Origin of the sequence: Pseudomonas sp. Irchel 3H7 (genome assembly GCF_900187605.1) — a bacterium.
Taxonomy (GTDB): Bacteria; Pseudomonadota; Gammaproteobacteria; order Pseudomonadales; family Pseudomonadaceae; genus Aquipseudomonas.
Genome location: NZ_FYEA01000002.1, coordinates 299,504 through 315,498, shown reverse-complemented (window position 1 = coordinate 315,498; position 15,995 = coordinate 299,504). Strand labels below are relative to the sequence as shown.

The 15,995-nt window shown below is 59.4% G+C and carries 18 protein-coding genes; 12 read left to right on the top strand and 6 right to left on the bottom strand.

Annotated elements, in window-relative coordinates:
- Nucleotides 1-81 precede the first annotated feature (81 nt).
- Nucleotides 82-468, top strand: a complete 387-nt coding sequence (locus CKW38_RS04880) for a hypothetical protein (RefSeq protein ID WP_095112018.1) — start codon at nt 82-84, stop codon at nt 466-468.
- 131 nt (nt 469-599) lie between these two features.
- Here CKW38_RS04880 and CKW38_RS04875 read toward each other — a convergent pair whose 3' ends face one another.
- Entirely contained in the window at nt 600-1,037 is a 438-nt protein-coding gene (locus tag CKW38_RS04875) for a hypothetical protein (RefSeq protein WP_256588339.1), read from the bottom strand.
- A gap of 260 nt (nt 1,038-1,297) precedes the next feature.
- Nucleotides 1,298-1,519, bottom strand: coding sequence for a hypothetical protein (locus CKW38_RS04870; RefSeq protein ID WP_095112016.1), 222 nt, complete (start codon nt 1,517-1,519; stop codon nt 1,298-1,300).
- Nucleotides 1,520-1,737: 218 nt separating this feature from the next.
- On the opposite strand from CKW38_RS04870, the gene CKW38_RS04865 reads away from it, so the two are divergent.
- Nucleotides 1,738-2,199 (top strand): hypothetical protein, encoded by a 462-nt coding sequence (locus CKW38_RS04865; protein ID WP_095112015.1) that lies wholly within the window; start codon nt 1,738-1,740, stop codon nt 2,197-2,199.
- A 16-nt stretch (nt 2,200-2,215) separates the two neighbouring features.
- Here CKW38_RS04865 and CKW38_RS04860 read toward each other — a convergent pair whose 3' ends face one another.
- Nucleotides 2,216-3,448, bottom strand: a complete 1,233-nt coding sequence (locus CKW38_RS04860) for an MFS transporter (protein ID WP_042704918.1) — start codon at nt 3,446-3,448, stop codon at nt 2,216-2,218.
- A 230-nt stretch (nt 3,449-3,678) separates the two neighbouring features.
- On the opposite strand from CKW38_RS04860, the gene CKW38_RS04855 reads away from it, so the two are divergent.
- The 7 genes from CKW38_RS04855 (at nt 3,679) to CKW38_RS30130 (ending at nt 10,458) form a co-directional block, all read left to right on the top strand.
- The gene (locus tag CKW38_RS04855; protein WP_095112014.1) at nt 3,679-4,611 is read left to right on the top strand and encodes an AraC family transcriptional regulator; all 933 of its coding nucleotides are present in this window, start codon (nt 3,679-3,681) and stop codon (nt 4,609-4,611) included.
- 77 nt (nt 4,612-4,688) lie between these two features.
- Entirely contained in the window at nt 4,689-5,144 is a 456-nt protein-coding gene (locus CKW38_RS04850) for a (2Fe-2S)-binding protein (RefSeq protein WP_095112013.1), read from the top strand.
- On the top strand, nt 5,144-7,396 hold the full coding sequence (locus CKW38_RS04845) for a xanthine dehydrogenase family protein molybdopterin-binding subunit (RefSeq protein WP_095112012.1): 2,253 nt from the start codon (nt 5,144-5,146) through the stop codon (nt 7,394-7,396). Before CKW38_RS04850 ends, CKW38_RS04845 begins: the two co-directional genes overlap by 1 nt.
- A gap of 17 nt (nt 7,397-7,413) precedes the next feature.
- Nucleotides 7,414-8,766, top strand: coding sequence for a cytochrome c (locus CKW38_RS04840; RefSeq protein WP_095112011.1), 1,353 nt, complete (start codon nt 7,414-7,416; stop codon nt 8,764-8,766).
- A gap of 12 nt (nt 8,767-8,778) precedes the next feature.
- Nucleotides 8,779-9,828: an XdhC family protein gene (locus CKW38_RS04835; RefSeq protein WP_095112010.1), complete on the top strand. Its 1,050-nt coding sequence runs from the start codon at nt 8,779-8,781 to the stop codon at nt 9,826-9,828.
- Between the two features lie 182 nt (nt 9,829-10,010).
- Complete coding sequence (locus CKW38_RS04830; protein ID WP_095112009.1) at nt 10,011-10,220, top strand: hypothetical protein; 210 nt, start codon at nt 10,011-10,013, stop codon at nt 10,218-10,220.
- Between the two features lie 67 nt (nt 10,221-10,287).
- Complete coding sequence (locus CKW38_RS30130) at nt 10,288-10,458, top strand: hypothetical protein (protein WP_176472284.1); 171 nt, start codon at nt 10,288-10,290, stop codon at nt 10,456-10,458.
- Here CKW38_RS30130 and CKW38_RS04825 read toward each other — a convergent pair.
- Entirely contained in the window at nt 10,455-10,874 is a 420-nt protein-coding gene (locus CKW38_RS04825; RefSeq protein WP_095112008.1) for a cupin domain-containing protein, read from the bottom strand. The two genes, CKW38_RS30130 and CKW38_RS04825, sit on opposite strands and share 4 nt — an antisense overlap.
- A 121-nt stretch (nt 10,875-10,995) precedes the next feature.
- On the bottom strand, nt 10,996-11,904 hold the full coding sequence (locus CKW38_RS04820) for a transcriptional regulator GcvA (protein ID WP_176472296.1): 909 nt from the start codon (nt 11,902-11,904) through the stop codon (nt 10,996-10,998).
- Between the two features lie 110 nt (nt 11,905-12,014).
- On the opposite strand from CKW38_RS04820, the gene gstA reads away from it, so the two are divergent.
- Together gstA and CKW38_RS04810 are read left to right on the top strand one after the other, a co-directional pair.
- On the top strand, nt 12,015-12,626 hold the full coding sequence (gstA, locus tag CKW38_RS04815; protein ID WP_095112006.1) for a glutathione transferase GstA: 612 nt from the start codon (nt 12,015-12,017) through the stop codon (nt 12,624-12,626).
- A gap of 99 nt (nt 12,627-12,725) precedes the next feature.
- Nucleotides 12,726-13,106, top strand: a complete 381-nt coding sequence (locus tag CKW38_RS04810; RefSeq protein ID WP_007919637.1) for a RidA family protein — start codon at nt 12,726-12,728, stop codon at nt 13,104-13,106.
- A gap of 84 nt (nt 13,107-13,190) precedes the next feature.
- Here CKW38_RS04810 and CKW38_RS04805 read toward each other — a convergent pair whose 3' ends face one another.
- Nucleotides 13,191-13,700, bottom strand: coding sequence for a hypothetical protein (locus CKW38_RS04805; protein WP_095112005.1), 510 nt, complete (start codon nt 13,698-13,700; stop codon nt 13,191-13,193).
- A gap of 209 nt (nt 13,701-13,909) precedes the next feature.
- Here CKW38_RS04805 and CKW38_RS04800 point away from each other — a divergent pair, with 209 nt between their 5' ends.
- Complete coding sequence (locus tag CKW38_RS04800; RefSeq protein ID WP_095112004.1) at nt 13,910-15,898, top strand: U32 family peptidase; 1,989 nt, start codon at nt 13,910-13,912, stop codon at nt 15,896-15,898.
- The last annotated feature ends 97 nt before the right edge of the window (nt 15,899-15,995 follow it).

The window sequence follows — 15,995 nt, the reverse complement described above, 5'->3', positions numbered from 1 at the left end:
TCGTACCGCTAGTCAAATACACTGTCGCGACGATCGCATTCAAATTTGGTGCAAGTGTTCATCGGTAAAAAGAGAGGATTGATGAGTCTTGATCTGTGCTTGGAAGCTGATAGTACGCTCACAATTTTGACATTGAGCAATGCCCTTGAGAATGCTGGTGCTCGAAAAGTCGAGGTAACAGAAGATGGGCTATACGCTGAATTTAGCTCAGGACTTAAATTAAGTACCGATGACGCTTTCGGTGACCCCACGATTTATGCTGAGAATACAATGGGTATCGACTTTCCTGTCGCTGTGCGTTGTACCATCAGAATTAAAGGGCCCGAACCAGAGGGAGAGTCCGCTATGGAAGATTTGGAAAAAGTCGCCCAATCAATATCTCAGTCGTGTTCAGCCTTCTTTCTAGTTAGCTTTCAGTTCGAACAAACCATGTACTGGCGGGATGCGACAGGGCTACATCGTCCTTGAGGTCGGTGACTGCGCGTCGTGCTACAGATATTTTTGAATAGTGTATTTCGGACAAAAGTGCCTTTAATTGATGGGCCGCAATTGGCCGATTGCTGTCTTTGGGAAGGTCCGCAGTCGACCCATAGCTGTCATTAAATTGAGGTAACGAAGCGGGTTTCGAGGCCTACACTTACTGGCGGTAGCGCATTAATCAATACGACGGCATCGTCGCCCTGGTTTAGGTAGATCAACGAGTCACCGGTCTCGAACGTAACTCTGAATCCGGCCAGCCAAGGCTCTTGTCCGTTGAAAGAGTCAAGAATTCCCTCAACTGCGCAAATTTTTGTGTTTTCAAGGTGGGTTGCTGACAGATCCGCAAGCAGGTTTTCCCTCTTCCAGGAGCAGGTCACGTTTGGCTCTATCTCGAAGGGAGTCGGCGTATCAGAAGGAAACAAGTCCGCACCTACTCTCTCGCCATCACTCAAGAGATACATGGATAGAACTTCTCCTTCGCCAAAACGCCACTCTAGAGAACCTATGTATCCCAGATCTTTCTCGTCGTTGAAATAGTACTGGTCGTGCAGCAGCACGCTCAGCCGTTTTCCCAATAGCGAACGTGCGTTTCGCAGGTCTAGGACAGCTCTTGTAGGGGATGGGGAGTGTCGGCTAGACATCGGCATCTCATATAGGAGGGAAGAGAGGCAGATACTACACAAACGCTATTACGTCCGCTTCTGGCCGAAAGCTGCCGCACGCCAACCGTCACCAAACTGTTGACCCGTGATTGGACTAAGGAGAAGCGATCGGAACGTATTGGCCCGGATCGCTCCGAAGTGAAGCAACCGTGTTGTCAGGGCGCAATTGTCCACGACTTGCCAAGTGCCAGCCGGTGACCATCGTCAACCCTTAGGCGAGAGAGAAGGCTTTTGGGCGCTGAGAGAGAAAAGAACACCCAGTGGCCAGAACCATCCGCCATGGGTTCATTGTCGGCGACATAAAGCGCAACCTCGCTCTCAGGCATTTTTAGGGCGACAGACAGTTCCGCCTGGGTCAACTTTCGATAATCATTCATCAGATCACTCCTTGATCCCGGCTCCATGCCGGTCCTATAGCAATAGCGCAAAAACTGGAATCCCTCCACCGCCCGGGCATGCTCCGGCGTAGTCCGCGCTCCCTAAAGCCCCCAATTCACCCAACACCCCTTATGTAACCCAAAAACACGCCGATACCGTCCAGCAGCACGGAAGCACCGCAGCAGCACTGACTCCCTAGAAGGAAGGAACCCAAACAATGTTGGAACACCTCTGGCGCAACATCCATTCCCCGGACTACTTGCCCAACGTACTGGAATGGATGCTCCATATTCTCCTCAGCCCGTTCATGGTGATCATGTGCCTGATGGTCGGGGCGCTGGCGGGAAAATGGTGGCGAGCCCTGCCCTACGGCAGCCTGACTTGTTATGTGGTCTTTCTGAGCCGGTCTTCTTTCTATCGCTGGGAAAGCATTTTCCCCCTGGCCGGCCTGCCTGCGCTGGCGATAGATGGCGCACTGCTTGCGCTGCTCGGCTTTTATTTGAAAGGCGTACTCAGAACCCGCGCAGACGCGAAACCCGAAGGCCATTGGCTGCGCAGGCTTTATCAAGGCCTTAAGGTTTTTATGCTGACGATCATGGTGATGTTCTGGGGATTGGTCGTGCTGTTTGTCGTGGTCTTCACGGTCTCGGTCGCGACCCAACCGTCATTGGTGCATTGAGCAGCCTCCTGCTCGATCAGACAAATCGGGACTCCGGATCGCCGGAAACAGCGGCCGACTCAACAAGATGAACTTCAGTGGCATTGCGCCCCGCCAACCAGGCAAGCACAGACGCGGCGACCAGCACCGCCGCACTGAGCTCGAATGTGGCTTTGTATCCGCTCAGGTCAAAAGCCAGACCGCCAATGATTGCGCCTCCGGCGATCGCCAGTTGCACAATGGCCACGAGCAAGCCGCCTCCGGCTTCCGCGTCATCCGGAAGCGTCTGCGCCAGCCATGTCCACCAGCCGACCGGCGCGGCGGTGGCAACCAGTCCCCAGAGGCCGAGCAACACGGCGGTCAGCAACGGTGATTTGCCGAAGCTGACTAACGCCAGCGCGATGGCCGCCATGATCAGCGGAATGACGGTCAACGTGCGGTAGAGGCCACGGCCCATAAACCGTTCGATCAGAAAGGTGCCAATAAACCCTGCCAGTCCCAACCCCAACAGCATCAAGGACAAGGTTGAGACGCTTACGCCGGTCACACCCTCAAGAAAGGGACGCAGGTAGGTGAACAGCATGAACTGGCCCATGAAAAATACGCTGACGGCGACCATGCCCAAGGCCACTGGCGGCTGCTTCATCAGGCGCAGAACGTTGCCGCTACCGGCCTGGCGCTCGGCCTTGAACGACGGCAGGCTTATCAGCAGCCAGACGGCGGCCAGCACTGCGACCGGAACCACACAGAAGAACGCGCCGCGCCAGCCGATCAGCGAGCCAAGAAAGCTCCCTGCCGGAGCGGCGATGACCGTGGCCAAGGCGTTACCGCCATTGACGATGGCCAGCGCTCGCGAAACCTGTTCAGGCTTGACCAGACGTATTGCAGTCGCCGCCGACAGTGACCAGAAACCACCGATCGCTATCCCGATCAGCGCACGTCCAAACATGAATGACGGGTAACCCGGCGCGACCGCGACGACCGTACCAGAGACGATCATCAACAACGTCAGGCCCAGCAGCAGCTTCTTGCGTTCGACGCGAGCAGCGACCGAGGCAATCAGCAGGCTGGTGATCAAGGCAAAGGCACCGGACACGGAAATGCCCTGCCCGGCCTGGCCTTCGGTGATGTGCAGGTCGGCCGCAATCGGCGTCAGCAGGCTGACCGGCATGAATTCTGAAGCGACCAAGGCGAATGCGGCCAACGACATGGCCAGCACAGCGCTCCAGCCGCCTGTTCTTTTAGATGGATCTGTAGATGGAAACGTCATGAGAACTACCTGTGGTGCGAAAAACCTGTGGATGTGATGCGCAGGGGCAAGCAGTTTGTCGTCCCTTCCGGACACTGCCCCCGTAACAGATAGACACATTCTCCCGGTCAATCCGGCCCTTCCCTAGCGCATTCCTCTTGAATGCTTGCCTGATCCTCTGGCGATGCAGGGTGATGGATAGGAAACGTCTCGCGCGCGGATTAGAGTTCGGTCAACAGGAGTGACCCGACATGATCCCTACCCCTCTGCCCCAGGAATCGCCTTTGGCATTGCACATTGACCCGCGCGTGAGCGCACCGGGTGACTTCGCCACGGCCATACCCGGGCTGTCGCTGTTTCGTCGCGACCAACCGGCGCCGCCCGTGGTGTGCATGATCGAACCGAGCCTGATTCTCGTGGGTCGCGGCGAAAAGCGCTTGTGGGTCGGCGGTGAAGGCTACAGCTATGACCCGTCACGGTTTCTGGTGACGTCGCTGGACTTGCCGGCCAATTCCGAAGTGATGCTCGCCAGTGCCGAACAGCCCTGTGTCGGCCTGGTGCTGAAACTGGATGTCAGCATGCTCGCCGAGGTCATCACCAAGAGCGGTTTGCCGGCCAAACGGCAGCCAGCAACGGGCACGGGCGCCGCGATTGGCAGTCTGTCGTCTGCGCTGGAAGGCGCGCTCGATCGCCTGCTGGCATTGCTCGATGAACCCGAGGCAATCCCGGTGCTGGCGCCGCTGATTCTGCGCGAAATCCACTATCGGCTGCTGCACACCGACCAAGGCGCACGGCTGCGACAGATCACTGCCGTCGATGGCCAGGGTTATCGCATCGCCAAGGCGATTGACTGGCTCAAGCTCAACTACGCAGATGCCCTGCGCATCGACGATCTGGCCGCGCGGGTGCAGATGAGTGCGCCGACCTTTCACCACCATTTCCGACAGCTCACTGGCATGAGTCCGCTGCAGTACCAGAAATGGCTGCGGCTCAACGAAGCGCGGCGGCTGATGTTGGTCGAGCGTCTCGACGTTTCGCGGGCGGCGTTTGCGGTCGGCTATGAAAGTCCGTCGCAGTTCAGCCGCGAATATGCCCGGCTGTTCGGCACCGCGCCGAGTCGTGACATTGCCCTTTTGCGTGGGCAGCCATTCGAAGCAGAAGCCCTCGGCACAGTAGCGAATTGAACGAAAAACGCTGATACGCCTCGCCGCGTGTCACCGCTCATAACAATGCAAGTCAACCGATGATCAGCGGGTGAACCATGGAACTACGAATCAACCAGAAGACCTATCAGGTCGATGCCGACGCCGATACGCCCTTGCTGTGGGTGATCCGCGATGATCTGGGCATGACCGGCACCAAATACGGCTGCGGATTGGCGCAATGCGGCGCCTGTTCGGTGCTGGTGGACGGCAACGTCGTGCGCTCGTGCGTCACGCCGGTGGCGGGTGTGGTCGGCCGCGAGGTCACCACCATTGAAGCCATCGAAAGCGATGAGGTGGGCAAACGGGTGGTCGCGACCTGGGTCGATCTGCAGGTCGCCCAGTGCGGCTACTGCCAGTCCGGTCAGGTGATGGCCGCCACCGCGCTGCTCAAACAAAACCCCAAACCAAGTGATGCGCAGATCGAAGCGGCGATGGTCAACCTGTGCCGCTGCGGCACTTACAACGCCATTCATGCCGCCGTGCATGAACTGGCTGGCAAGGGAGAAGCGTGATGAACGTTCGAATCGACCCGTCACTGCAAGCCGCAGCACTGGATCTGCACGAACCGATCAATGTTTCGCGCCGACGTTTCCTGACCGGTACCGCCGTCGGCGCATTGGTCCTCGGCTTCGGCCTGCCGCTGGGTGCGACACGCGTGCAAGCCGCCGTTGCCGCGGCAACGGCCGAGCGCGGCACGCAGGTGCCGGCGTTTCTCGAAATCCGTCCAGACAATCGCGTGCGTCTGCTCTGCCCGTTCATGGAGGGCGGACAAGGTACGTTCACGGCGATGGCGCAAATCGTCGGTGAAGAGCTGGATGCCGACCCGGCAACCTTCCTCGTCGAAGCCGCGCCGCCCGGCGAAGCCTATGTGGTGTTGGAAAACGGCATGCGCATCACCGGCGGCAGCATGTCGGTGCGCATGAGCTACCCGGTCATGCGCCGCCTCGGCGCTCTCGCCCGTGCCATGCTGCTGCAAGCGGGCGCGCAACAGCTTGGCGTGCCAGTCGGCGAGTTGACCACCGAGCCGGGCAAAGTCGTGCATGCCAAGTCGGGCCGCTCGTTGGCCTACGGTGATCTGGCCGAGCGCGCAATGGATCTGCCGGTTCCCGATCCGGCTTCCGTGAAGCTGCGTGATCCGAGCCAGTTCCGCTGGATCGGCAAACCGGTGAAGCGCCTCGATGCCTATGACAAATCCACGGGCAAGGCGCTATACAGCATCGACCTGAAAGTCGACGACATGCTCCATGCGGCCGTGCAACATGCCCCGCGCTTGGGAATGACAGTCGGCAGCCTGCGCAACGAAGACCAGGTCAAGGCAATGAAAGGCGTGCATTCCGTGCATCGTCTGCCGGGCGCCGTGGCGGTGCTCGCCGAGCGCTGGTGGCACGCCAAACGTGCGGTCGAGGCGATTCAGGTTGATTGGCAAGAACCAACGGCCGAGAGCAAAGTACGACCGATGCCCGCTGACTTTTCCAGCGATGCCTGGTTCAAGCGCCTTGCTGAAGATAAAGGCCCGGCCAAAGATGATGAACATGAAGGCGACGTGGCGTCGATTCTCAAGGAGCCCAAGACCCGGATCGACGCCACTTACCACAACCAATACCTGAACCACGGCCAGTTGGAGCCGCCTTCGGCACTGGCCCGATTCAATCCGGACGGTTCGCTGGAAGTCTGGTTGCCGAATCAGGCGCCGGACATGTTCCGCGCCGACATCGCCAAACGCACCGGGCTGGATCCGTCGCGCATTACGTTGCATTCGCCACTGCTGGGTGGCTTCTTCGGTCGGCATTTCCTCTACGATTCGGCCAGTCCCTATCCGCAGGCGATTGCGCTGTCCAAGGCCGTTGGCCGACCGGTCAAACTGATCTGGAGTCGCGAAGAAGAGTTCCTGCGTGACGTGCTGCGCCCGGTTGCCGCAGTGAATTTCCGTGCGGCGCTGGACAGCGACGGCTGGCCGCTGGCAATCGAAGCGATCAGTGCCACAGAAGGGCCGACCGAAGCGCTCGCCGGCAAGCAGGGTGAAAAACTGGACCCCACAGCGCTTGAAGGCTTGTCAGGCAAGTCCTATGCGATCCCCAACAAGCGCATCGCGCAGATCTACGTCAAAGGCCCGGCGATGCTCGGTTACTGGCGTTCGGTGGGCAATTCGCTGAACGATTTCTTCTATGAATCGTTCCTCGATGAACTGGCCGACAAGGGCGGCAAGGACCCGTTTGACCTGCGCCTGCATTTGCTGCGTGACAACAAACGACTGACCACCCTGCTGCAAGCGGTGGGTGAGCTATCCGGTGGCTGGAAGCGCGGGCCGTTTACCGCCGAGGATGGCAGCAAACGTGCGCGCGGCGTGGCCATGGCTTCGCCGTTCGGAACAGAGACGGCGGTGATCGCTGAGGTGTCCATCGACAACGGCCAGGTCAAGGTGCATGACATCTGGCAGGCGATTGACCCGGGCAGCATCGTCAACCCGGCGATTGTCGAAGCGCAGGTCAACGGCGCTGTGGCGTTGGGACTGTCGCAAACCCTAGTGGAAGAAGCCGTGTGGGTGGATGGCAAACCCCGGGCACGCAATTACGACTTGTATCCGATCCTGCCGCCTGCGCGGATGGCTCGGGTCCATGTGCGTGTGGTCGAGAGCGGGGAAAAAATGGGTGGCATCGGTGAACCGCCGTTGCCAGCGGTCGCGCCCGCCGTCGCTAACGCGGTGGCAAGGCTAACCGGTCAGCGGGTGCGCAGCCTGCCCATGAGCCGACACACCTTCACTTGATCAGCGCCGGAGCGTCCATGAATAACAGCCGATTCGCAAGAACCGCTGGCTGGCTGGCGGTGCCGTGCCTGGTCGCGGCAGGCCTGCTGGCCTGGTATGTAACCCGCGAGCCTGTCTCGCGCCTGGAAAACCCTCAGATCGCCGTGGCCGACGTCGACCCGGCACTGGTCGCCCGTGGCGAATACGTCGCCCGGCTCAGCGATTGCGTGGCCTGTCACAGCGTGCCGGGCGGCGCACCGTTCGCCGGCGGCCTGGAAATGGCCACGCCGCTGGGCTCAATCCACGCGACCAATATCACCCCGGACACGGACACCGGCATCGGCCACTACAGCCTGGCGGACTTCGACCGGGCGGTGCGCCACGGCGTGGCACCCGACAGTCGCCGTTTGTACCCGGCGATGCCGTACCCGTCCTACGCCAAGCTCAGTGACGATGATGTGCGCGCGCTGTATGCGTTCTTCATGAAAGGCGTGGCGCCGGTGAAACAGGCGAATATCCCGAGTGCGATTCCGTTTCCGCTGAATCTGCGCTGGCCGATTGCACTGTGGAACGGCGTGTTTGTCGACGCCGAGCCTTACGTGGCCAAACCGTCGCAGGACGAACAGTGGAACCGTGGCGCTTACCTCGTTCAGGGCGCCGGGCACTGCGGCAGTTGCCACACGCCGCGCGGCCTGGCGTTCAACGAGAAGGCACTCGATGACACCGGTAAACCGTACCTCGCCGGCGCCTTGCTCGATGGCTGGTACGCGCCGAGCCTGCGCGATGATCACAACACCGGATTGGGCCGCTGGAGTGAGGCGGAAATCGTGAAGTTCCTCAAGACCGGTCGCAACCAACATGCGGTGGTCTACGGCTCGATGACCGAAGCGTTCAACAACTCCACGCAGTTCATGAGCGATGACGATCTGAGCGCGATTGCCCACTACCTGAAGTCACTTCCCGGGGATCGCGAACGGGACGGCGCGCCGTGGCAGTATCAAGCGGTTTCGGCAGCGCAACGCCTGGACTCGCCCGGTGCGCATACCTACGTGGCGCGCTGTGCTTCCTGCCATGGCCTCGACGGCAAGGGGCAACCTGAATGGATGCCGCCGCTGGCGGGCGCCACCTCGGCACTGGCTAAGGAGAGCGCTTCGGCGATCAACATCACCCTGAATGGTTCGCAGCGTGTGGTCGCGGCTGGCGTGCCGGACGCTTATCGCATGCCGGCCTTCCGCGAGCAGTTGTCAGATCAGCAGATCGCTGAAGTGCTGACGTTCATGCGCAGCACCTGGGGCAATCAGGCCAGCGCTGTCGATGCGCAGACCGTGGGCAAACTGCGTGAGCACACCGATCCGGCGAGCAGCAGCCCGATCATCCTGCAGATGCGCTAAGAGGAGACACTGATGGAAAGCATCGACTTGCTGGTCCTGCGCACGGCGCGGGACTGGCTTGCCGCTGGCGAGCGTGTATTGCTCGCCACGGTGGCGCGCACTTGGGGTTCTTCACCGCGTCCGACGGGGTCGATGATGGCGTTGCGTGACGATGGTCGCGTGGTGGGCAGCGTGTCCGGCGGCTGCATCGAAGACGATCTGATCCACCGCTACACCACGGCCCATGGCGGCAGCGCTTTTAGCGAGAGCGCACCGCAAGGGGTGCGCTATGGCGTCAGTGCCGATGAGGCGCATCGCTTCGGCTTGCCCTGTGGCGGCACGCTGGAACTGATCCTTGAGTTCAATCCGTCGTGGCAGTCACTCGACGCGTTGCTGGTGCAACTGGACGCCGGGCAACTGGTTCGTCGTCGCCTGGCGTTGGAGTCCGGTCAGGTCATGCTCGAACCGACTGCGACGCCGGAACAGTTCAGCTTCGATGGCGTGCAGATGCTCAACACCTTGGGACCGGGCTATCGAATGCTGATGATCGGGGCCGGCGCACTGGCCGAGTATCTGGCGACCATGGCGTTGTTCAACGGTTTTAAAGTGGCGGTGTGCGATCCGCGCCCCGAGTACATCGAAACCTGGGCGGTCGATGGTGTGGAGCGCATCATTGGCATGCCGGATGATGTGGTGCGCGACTTCGCGGTCGATCTGCGCACCTGCATCGTTGCCTTGAGCCATGACCCCAAACTCGACGATCTGGCATTGCTGGAAGCGCTGCACAGCCCGGCGTTCTACATCGGCGCCATCGGTTCACGGCGCAATAGCCAGCTGCGCCGCGAACGCCTGATCGAGCATTTTGGTGAAACCGAAGCGTCACTTGAGCGTCTGCACGGACCGATCGGCGTATACATCGGCAGCAAGACGCCTGCGGAGATCGCCGTCAGCGTGATGGCCGAGATTCTTGCAGCCAAGAACGGTGCAAACTTGCCGAGTGAACTCAGCATCGCCCAGGCGAAATACTCCATCGAATCTGTGGCGACTGCTTCTGCTCGGGATACTTGCCAAACATCGTCCTGATCTCGTTCAGTCGTTGTATCGATCCACTCTAGACCAGACGCGAACAGCCACTGATCATTCGTGCGACACATGGACGGCGGACGTCGCAGCAAAACGCTTGCAGATGTGCTGCAATAGCCGTCGAAAAACCGCATCAAGCGTTTACCGGCCTGATTCGTCATACGTCACCAGAGGAGGCCTGAATGCCGAAAAAACTGTCAGTCCATAAAGAGGCCACCACCGCCGCAGACATCGAGCGTTCCATTCAGGCCATGAACAAAATGGCCGAACGTCTCTGGGGCGAAGGCCGAGAAGCCGAGGCCAAAGCCCTGCTCGATGCCCTCGATGCGTTGAACCGGGCGCTGGACAGAATCAGGATTGGCGAGAGTCGCAGAGTTGTGACACTGCACTGAATAGTGGCATCTGGAACTGACTCATGAATCAGCCGTGCGAACGTGGCATGGCCAAGGATGAACGCTGATGCGCGCGATAAAAACCTTCTTCGGCATTCTGTTGTTACTGTGCGGTTTCGACTTCAACTACGAAAAACCCCGCAGGGTCTTTACTGCGGGGTTCGTCAGGTTTTGCGTGGTCGTCGCTTTCGTAGAGTTGCTGATACTGCACACGATTTATTACGGCCCGACGCGTTAGCTCTGCGGTTTGAGAATCAGCACCGGCTCACCTTTCTTGACGATGTAAGTCGCCAGTTCGGAACCTTTGTCCTGACCGACATTGCGCGCGATATGCGCCACGCCTTCCGGAATGAACAGCGAATCACCGGCCTTCAACGTGACCGGCGCCCGGCCTTCCAGTTGATACTCGAATGTGCCGCTGATCACATAAGCGACTTCCACGCCCGGATGGGCATGCCGGGGCGAGGTCACGCCCGGTTCGAAATCAACCTGTGCCTGAATCACTTCGCGGTCGGCCGCGCCGAGATCCTGCTTTACCAGATCGGTGCGGCTCAGCCCTTGCTGCCAGCTCTTGGGTTGCGCGTCGGCCGCGTGTGCGAAGCCGATCATCGAAGCGAAAATTACTGCGGTGGTCAGAAACAGTGGACGGTGCATGGCGTGCCTCTCAAAGTTCGTGTTGGGGTGACCTCTACTGTGGGCGCGGCATGTAGAAAGGATGTGTCGCAAATCCTCGGTTTGTTGTTTACGTGTGTCCTTGCACGGGATTGATACACGCTTATACAAAGGCCTCGTCGCCGGGGCGTTGCGCCAACAGCCAAGTCCTGAACGCCGCGATCTTGCGGGTATCGGCGGTTTCATGGGGCGTCACCAAATAGAAACCCAAGTCATCCTTCAACCGTAGATTAAACGGGGCGACCAGCCGGCCCGCGCGCAGGTCGTCGTCGACATACGTCGAACGCCCGATGCACACACCCTGCCCGTCCACCGCCGCTTGCACGGCCATCATTGCCAGATCGAAGGTCAGGCGCGGGCGCTCGGCGAGTTGCGCACACTCACCGGCGGCGCTGAGCCAGTTGTTCCAGTCGCCGGCGGTCATGCCACTGACTTGCAACAACGTGTGCTCGAGCAAATCGGCCGGTGCGCTCAGGCTTTTCGACGCGTCGAGCAACGCCGGACTGCACACCGGAAAAATCTCATCGGACATCAGGAAATCGGCGCGCAAGCCTTTCCAGTCGCCACGCCCGTAACGAATCGCGGCATCGATGCCGCCCCGACGAAAATCGACCAGCTCGGTGGATGCGCTGATGCGCACATCGATGGCGGGAAACGCCTGCTGAAATGACGGCAATCGCGGCAACAACCATTTGGAGGCGACCGACACCAAGGTATTGATGGTCAACACGCTGTTGTGGCGCGACTCCAATAACGTCTGCGTCGAATAGCGCAACTCTTGGAAGGCTGTACGAATGCCAGGCAAGTACGCCTGGCCGTCTTCAGTCAGGGCCAGCCCATCCTTGAGCCGCAGAAACAGATTCACGCCCAACTCCTCTTCGAGACGGCGGATCTGATGGCTGATGGCGGTTTGCGTGACGTTCAGTTCTTCGGCAGCCTTGGTGAAACTCATATGCCGAGCGGCACACTCAAACGCTTTCAAGCCGTTGAGCGAGGGGAGTCTGGCGACCATGACGAGTTCGGTGCTCATGAGATTTTGTCATACGCTAACACTGCAAATGACCTTTGCGAAGACCTGTCCCTGCAAGGGATGCTGACACTTCCTCACCCACTGGAAGTGCCATGAAACTGTATTTCGCCCCGATGACCTGCTCGCTGGCGCCGCACATTGTCTTGCGCGAATCGGGCCTGCCCTTCGAGCTGATTCGCGTCAACAATCAGAGCAAGCGCACGGCCGACGGACAAGACTTTCGCGACATCAACCCCAAGGGCTACGTCGCTGCGTTGCTCCTGGATAACGGCGAAGTGCTGACAGAAGGCCCGGCGATCCTGCAGTTCCTCGCCGATCAGGTCGCCGAAAGCGCACTGGCGCCGACACTCGGCAGTTGGCAGCGGACGCGCTTGCAAGAGGACCTGAACTTCATCAGCACGGAAATTCACGGTGGCTGTGCACCGCTGTTCGATGCGCAAATGCCACAAGCGACCAAAACGATTTTTACGCAAAAACTGTTCAAACGCCTCGACTACCTGAACCGCAGGCTGGTGGATCAGGACTATTTGCTGGGCACATTCGGAGTCGCCGATGCCTACCTGTTTAGCGTGTTGACGTGGCTGCCAAACTTCAATATCGACCTGCAGCACTGGCCGGCGCTGGCCGCCCACTCCCGTCGCATCGCCGCCCGCCCCAGCGTCGTTGCAGCCATAGCGGCAGAAGCGGCGACGCAGCCGGTTTGATCGCCCTCAACGCTTTCACTGCGGTGGCGGCTGATCATTTGTCCGTTAGCCCTGAATCTGTAAACTGGCGCGATTTACTCGCTCAAACAAGGGATCCGCATGGCTAACCAAGACATCACCTTTACCCCCGATCCGGACGCAGACTCGATTTCGTCGGACGTCACCACGTTCAACGGGATCATGATGTCCACGCAGATCCCGACCCGTGCCGACGGCAGTCTGGAACTGGGCGACATCACCCTGCAAAGCGAATGCACCCTGCAAGCGCTGAAGGTTGCGCTGGAACGCGCCGGCAGCTCGATGGACCGCGTAATGCACCTGACCATCTACCTGACCGACATGGCCGATCGCGCGGCATTCAACGAGGTTTACAAGCGCTACTTCGCCAAGCCATGGCCAGTGCGCGCGGCGGTAGGTGTGGCGTCGCTGGCGGTTGAAGGCATGCGTGTGGAAGTGACTGCGATGGCGGCCAAGGCCTGAGTTTTACGCCTTTAAGTCATCAGCCGCCGATTCATCGAAGCTTAAAACCCGAGCCAAGCCTCTAAAGGCTGGCTCGGGTCATTTTCAGGATTGCTTCCGGGCTTCAAGTGGCCCTGTTGCGACAAGCGATAACTTTCCTTCCTTCACGCTGTATTTTTTTATTTGGCCGTCATCCTCAAGCTCAAAGTCGAAGTGGAAACTGGCGGTTATCGAACTGTTCGCGTCATTTCTCTGAAACTTAATTTTCCCCGCCTTGGCATAGATGATATGCGGGGTCATCGTGATGAGCCCTTGAACACTACTACCCTGCCCCCCTATGTCGTGTTCCCCATCGGGTAGCTCGTTATTGATAACGAATGACATTATTTCGAAAATGTCGTTTGCATGCTCTCTATGGTGCGCGATCAGGCTAAAGGTCTCGGCGGAACCGAAGTAGAAAGCTCTGCCTTCTTTGGTTGCCTGGAATACCGGCCCGTCAAGGTGCGGATGGACGGGGTCAATCACTGCTTTGTAGTAAATTTCCGGCGCGCGAGTCCTTCTGTTCAAATTATTTTTGTTGATGCCTAAATAACCAAAATAGTCTTTATCGTTCATAGCAACATGTCCTTTTCGTAATGAATGTTCGGCGAGTGATTTCATTACTATTTCGAACTTCCTTCTGCACAACAACTGACAGGTCTGACAGTTGCGCGAATCCGCCAAATGTGCCGAGCGCGATTTGCAGACCATCGGTACAGAGGTGCCGACATGTCGTTTCACGGGTAGAATGCGCGCCTAACCGTGACAGCCTGACTAAAAAAACTATGTCCTTGCCCAAGCATCACCTGGAATTGCTCAGCCCTGCCCGCGATGTGGCCATCGCCCGTGAGGCGATCCTGCACGGCGCTGACGCCGTGTACATCGGCGGCCCGAGCTTCGGCGCGCGCCACAACGCCTGCAACGAAGTCGGCGAAATCGCCGAACTGGTGGAGTTCGCCCGCAAGTATCACGCGCGCATCTTCACCACCATCAACACCATCCTGCACGACAACGAACTGGAACCGGCGCGCAAGCTGATCCATCAGTTGTACGACGCCGGGGTCGACGCGCTGATCGTTCAGGATCTGGGCGTGATGGAGCTGGACATTCCGCCGATCGAGCTGCACGCCTCAACCCAGACCGATATCCGTACGCTGGAGCGAGCGAAGTTCCTCGATCAGGCCGGTTTCTCGCAACTGGTCTTGGCCCGCGAGCTGAACCTGCAAGAAATCCGCGCAATCGCCGACGAAACTGACGCCGCCATCGAATTCTTCATCCATGGCGCGTTGTGCGTGGCCTTCTCCGGCCAGTGCAACATCTCCCACGCGCAGACCGGGCGCAGTGCCAACCGTGGCGACTGCTCGCAGGCGTGCCGCTTGCCGTACACCCTCAAAGATGAAAAGGGTGGCGTGATCGCCTACGAAAAACACCTGCTGTCGATGAAAGACAACAACCAGAGCGCCAACATCCGCGCCCTGGTCGAAGCCGGTGTGCGTTCGTTCAAGATCGAAGGTCGCTACAAAGACATGGGCTATGTGAAGAACATCACCGCCTATTACCGTCAGCGCCTCGACGACGTGCTCGAAGATCGCCCGGACCTGGCCCGCGCCTCCAGCGGCCGCACCGCGCACTTCTTCCTGCCCGATCCGGAAAAGACTTTCCACCGTGGCAGCACCGATTACTTCGTCACCGATCGCAAGATCGACATTGGCGCGTTCGACTCACCGACTTTCACCGGTCTGCCGGTGGGTATCGTCGAAAAAGTCGCCAAGCGTGACATGCAGGTCGTCACCCACGAACCGCTGTCCAATGGCGATGGCCTCAACGTACTGGTCAAACGCGAAGTGGTCGGTTTCCGCGCCAACATCGCTGAAGCAAAAGGTGAATTCGAAGAAGACGGCGAGAAGCGCTACCGCTATCGCGTCGAGCCGAACGAAATGCCCGAAGGCCTGTACAAGCTGCGCCCGAATCATCCGTTGAATCGCAACCTCGATCACAACTGGCAACAGGCGCTGCAAAAAACTTCGTCCGAGCGTCGCGTGGCTTTGAGTTGGGTCGCGCGTTTGCGTGAAGAACAGCTGGAAGTGACCGCCACCAGTGAAGAAGGCATCAGCGCCAGCATCACCCTGAACGGTCCGTTCGGTGTGGCCAACAAGCCTGAGCAAGCTCTGGAACAGCTGCGTGATCTGCTCGGCCAGCTCGGCACCACGCAGTACCACGCCACCGACATCAAGCTGGATGCGCCACAGGCGTTCTTCATCCCGAACTCGCAGCTCAAGTCGCTGCGCCGTGAAGTGATCGAAGCCCTGACCGCCGCCCGTGTCGCCGCTCATCCGCGTGGCGGCCGTAAAGCCGAAACCAACCCGCCGCCGGTGTACCCGGATTCGCACCTGACCTTCCTCGCCAACGTCTACAACCAGAAGGCGCGCGACTTCTACCACCGTCACGGCGTCAAGTTGATCGACGCCGCGTATGAGGCGCACGAAGAACCAGGCGAAGTGCCGGTGATGATCACCAAGCACTGCCTGCGTTTCTCCTTCAACCTGTGCCCGAAACAGGCGAAAGGCGTGACCGGCGTGCGCACCAAAGTCGCGCCGATGCAGTTGATCCACGGCGATGAAGTGCTGACGCTGAAGTTCGATTGCAAGCCGTGCGAGATGCACATCATCGGCAAGATGAAAGGCCACATCCTCAACCTGCCGCAACCGGGCAGTGTGGTCGGCCACATCAGCCCTGAAGACCTGATGAAAACCATCCCGCGCGCACCGCACTGAGTGGACGGCGTGCGCGGTGCTTCGGCGCCGCGCACGCCTGCCCTGCTCCGCCTGGCCAAATCGCAGGCATAAAAAAACGCCAACTTCTTGCGAAGTT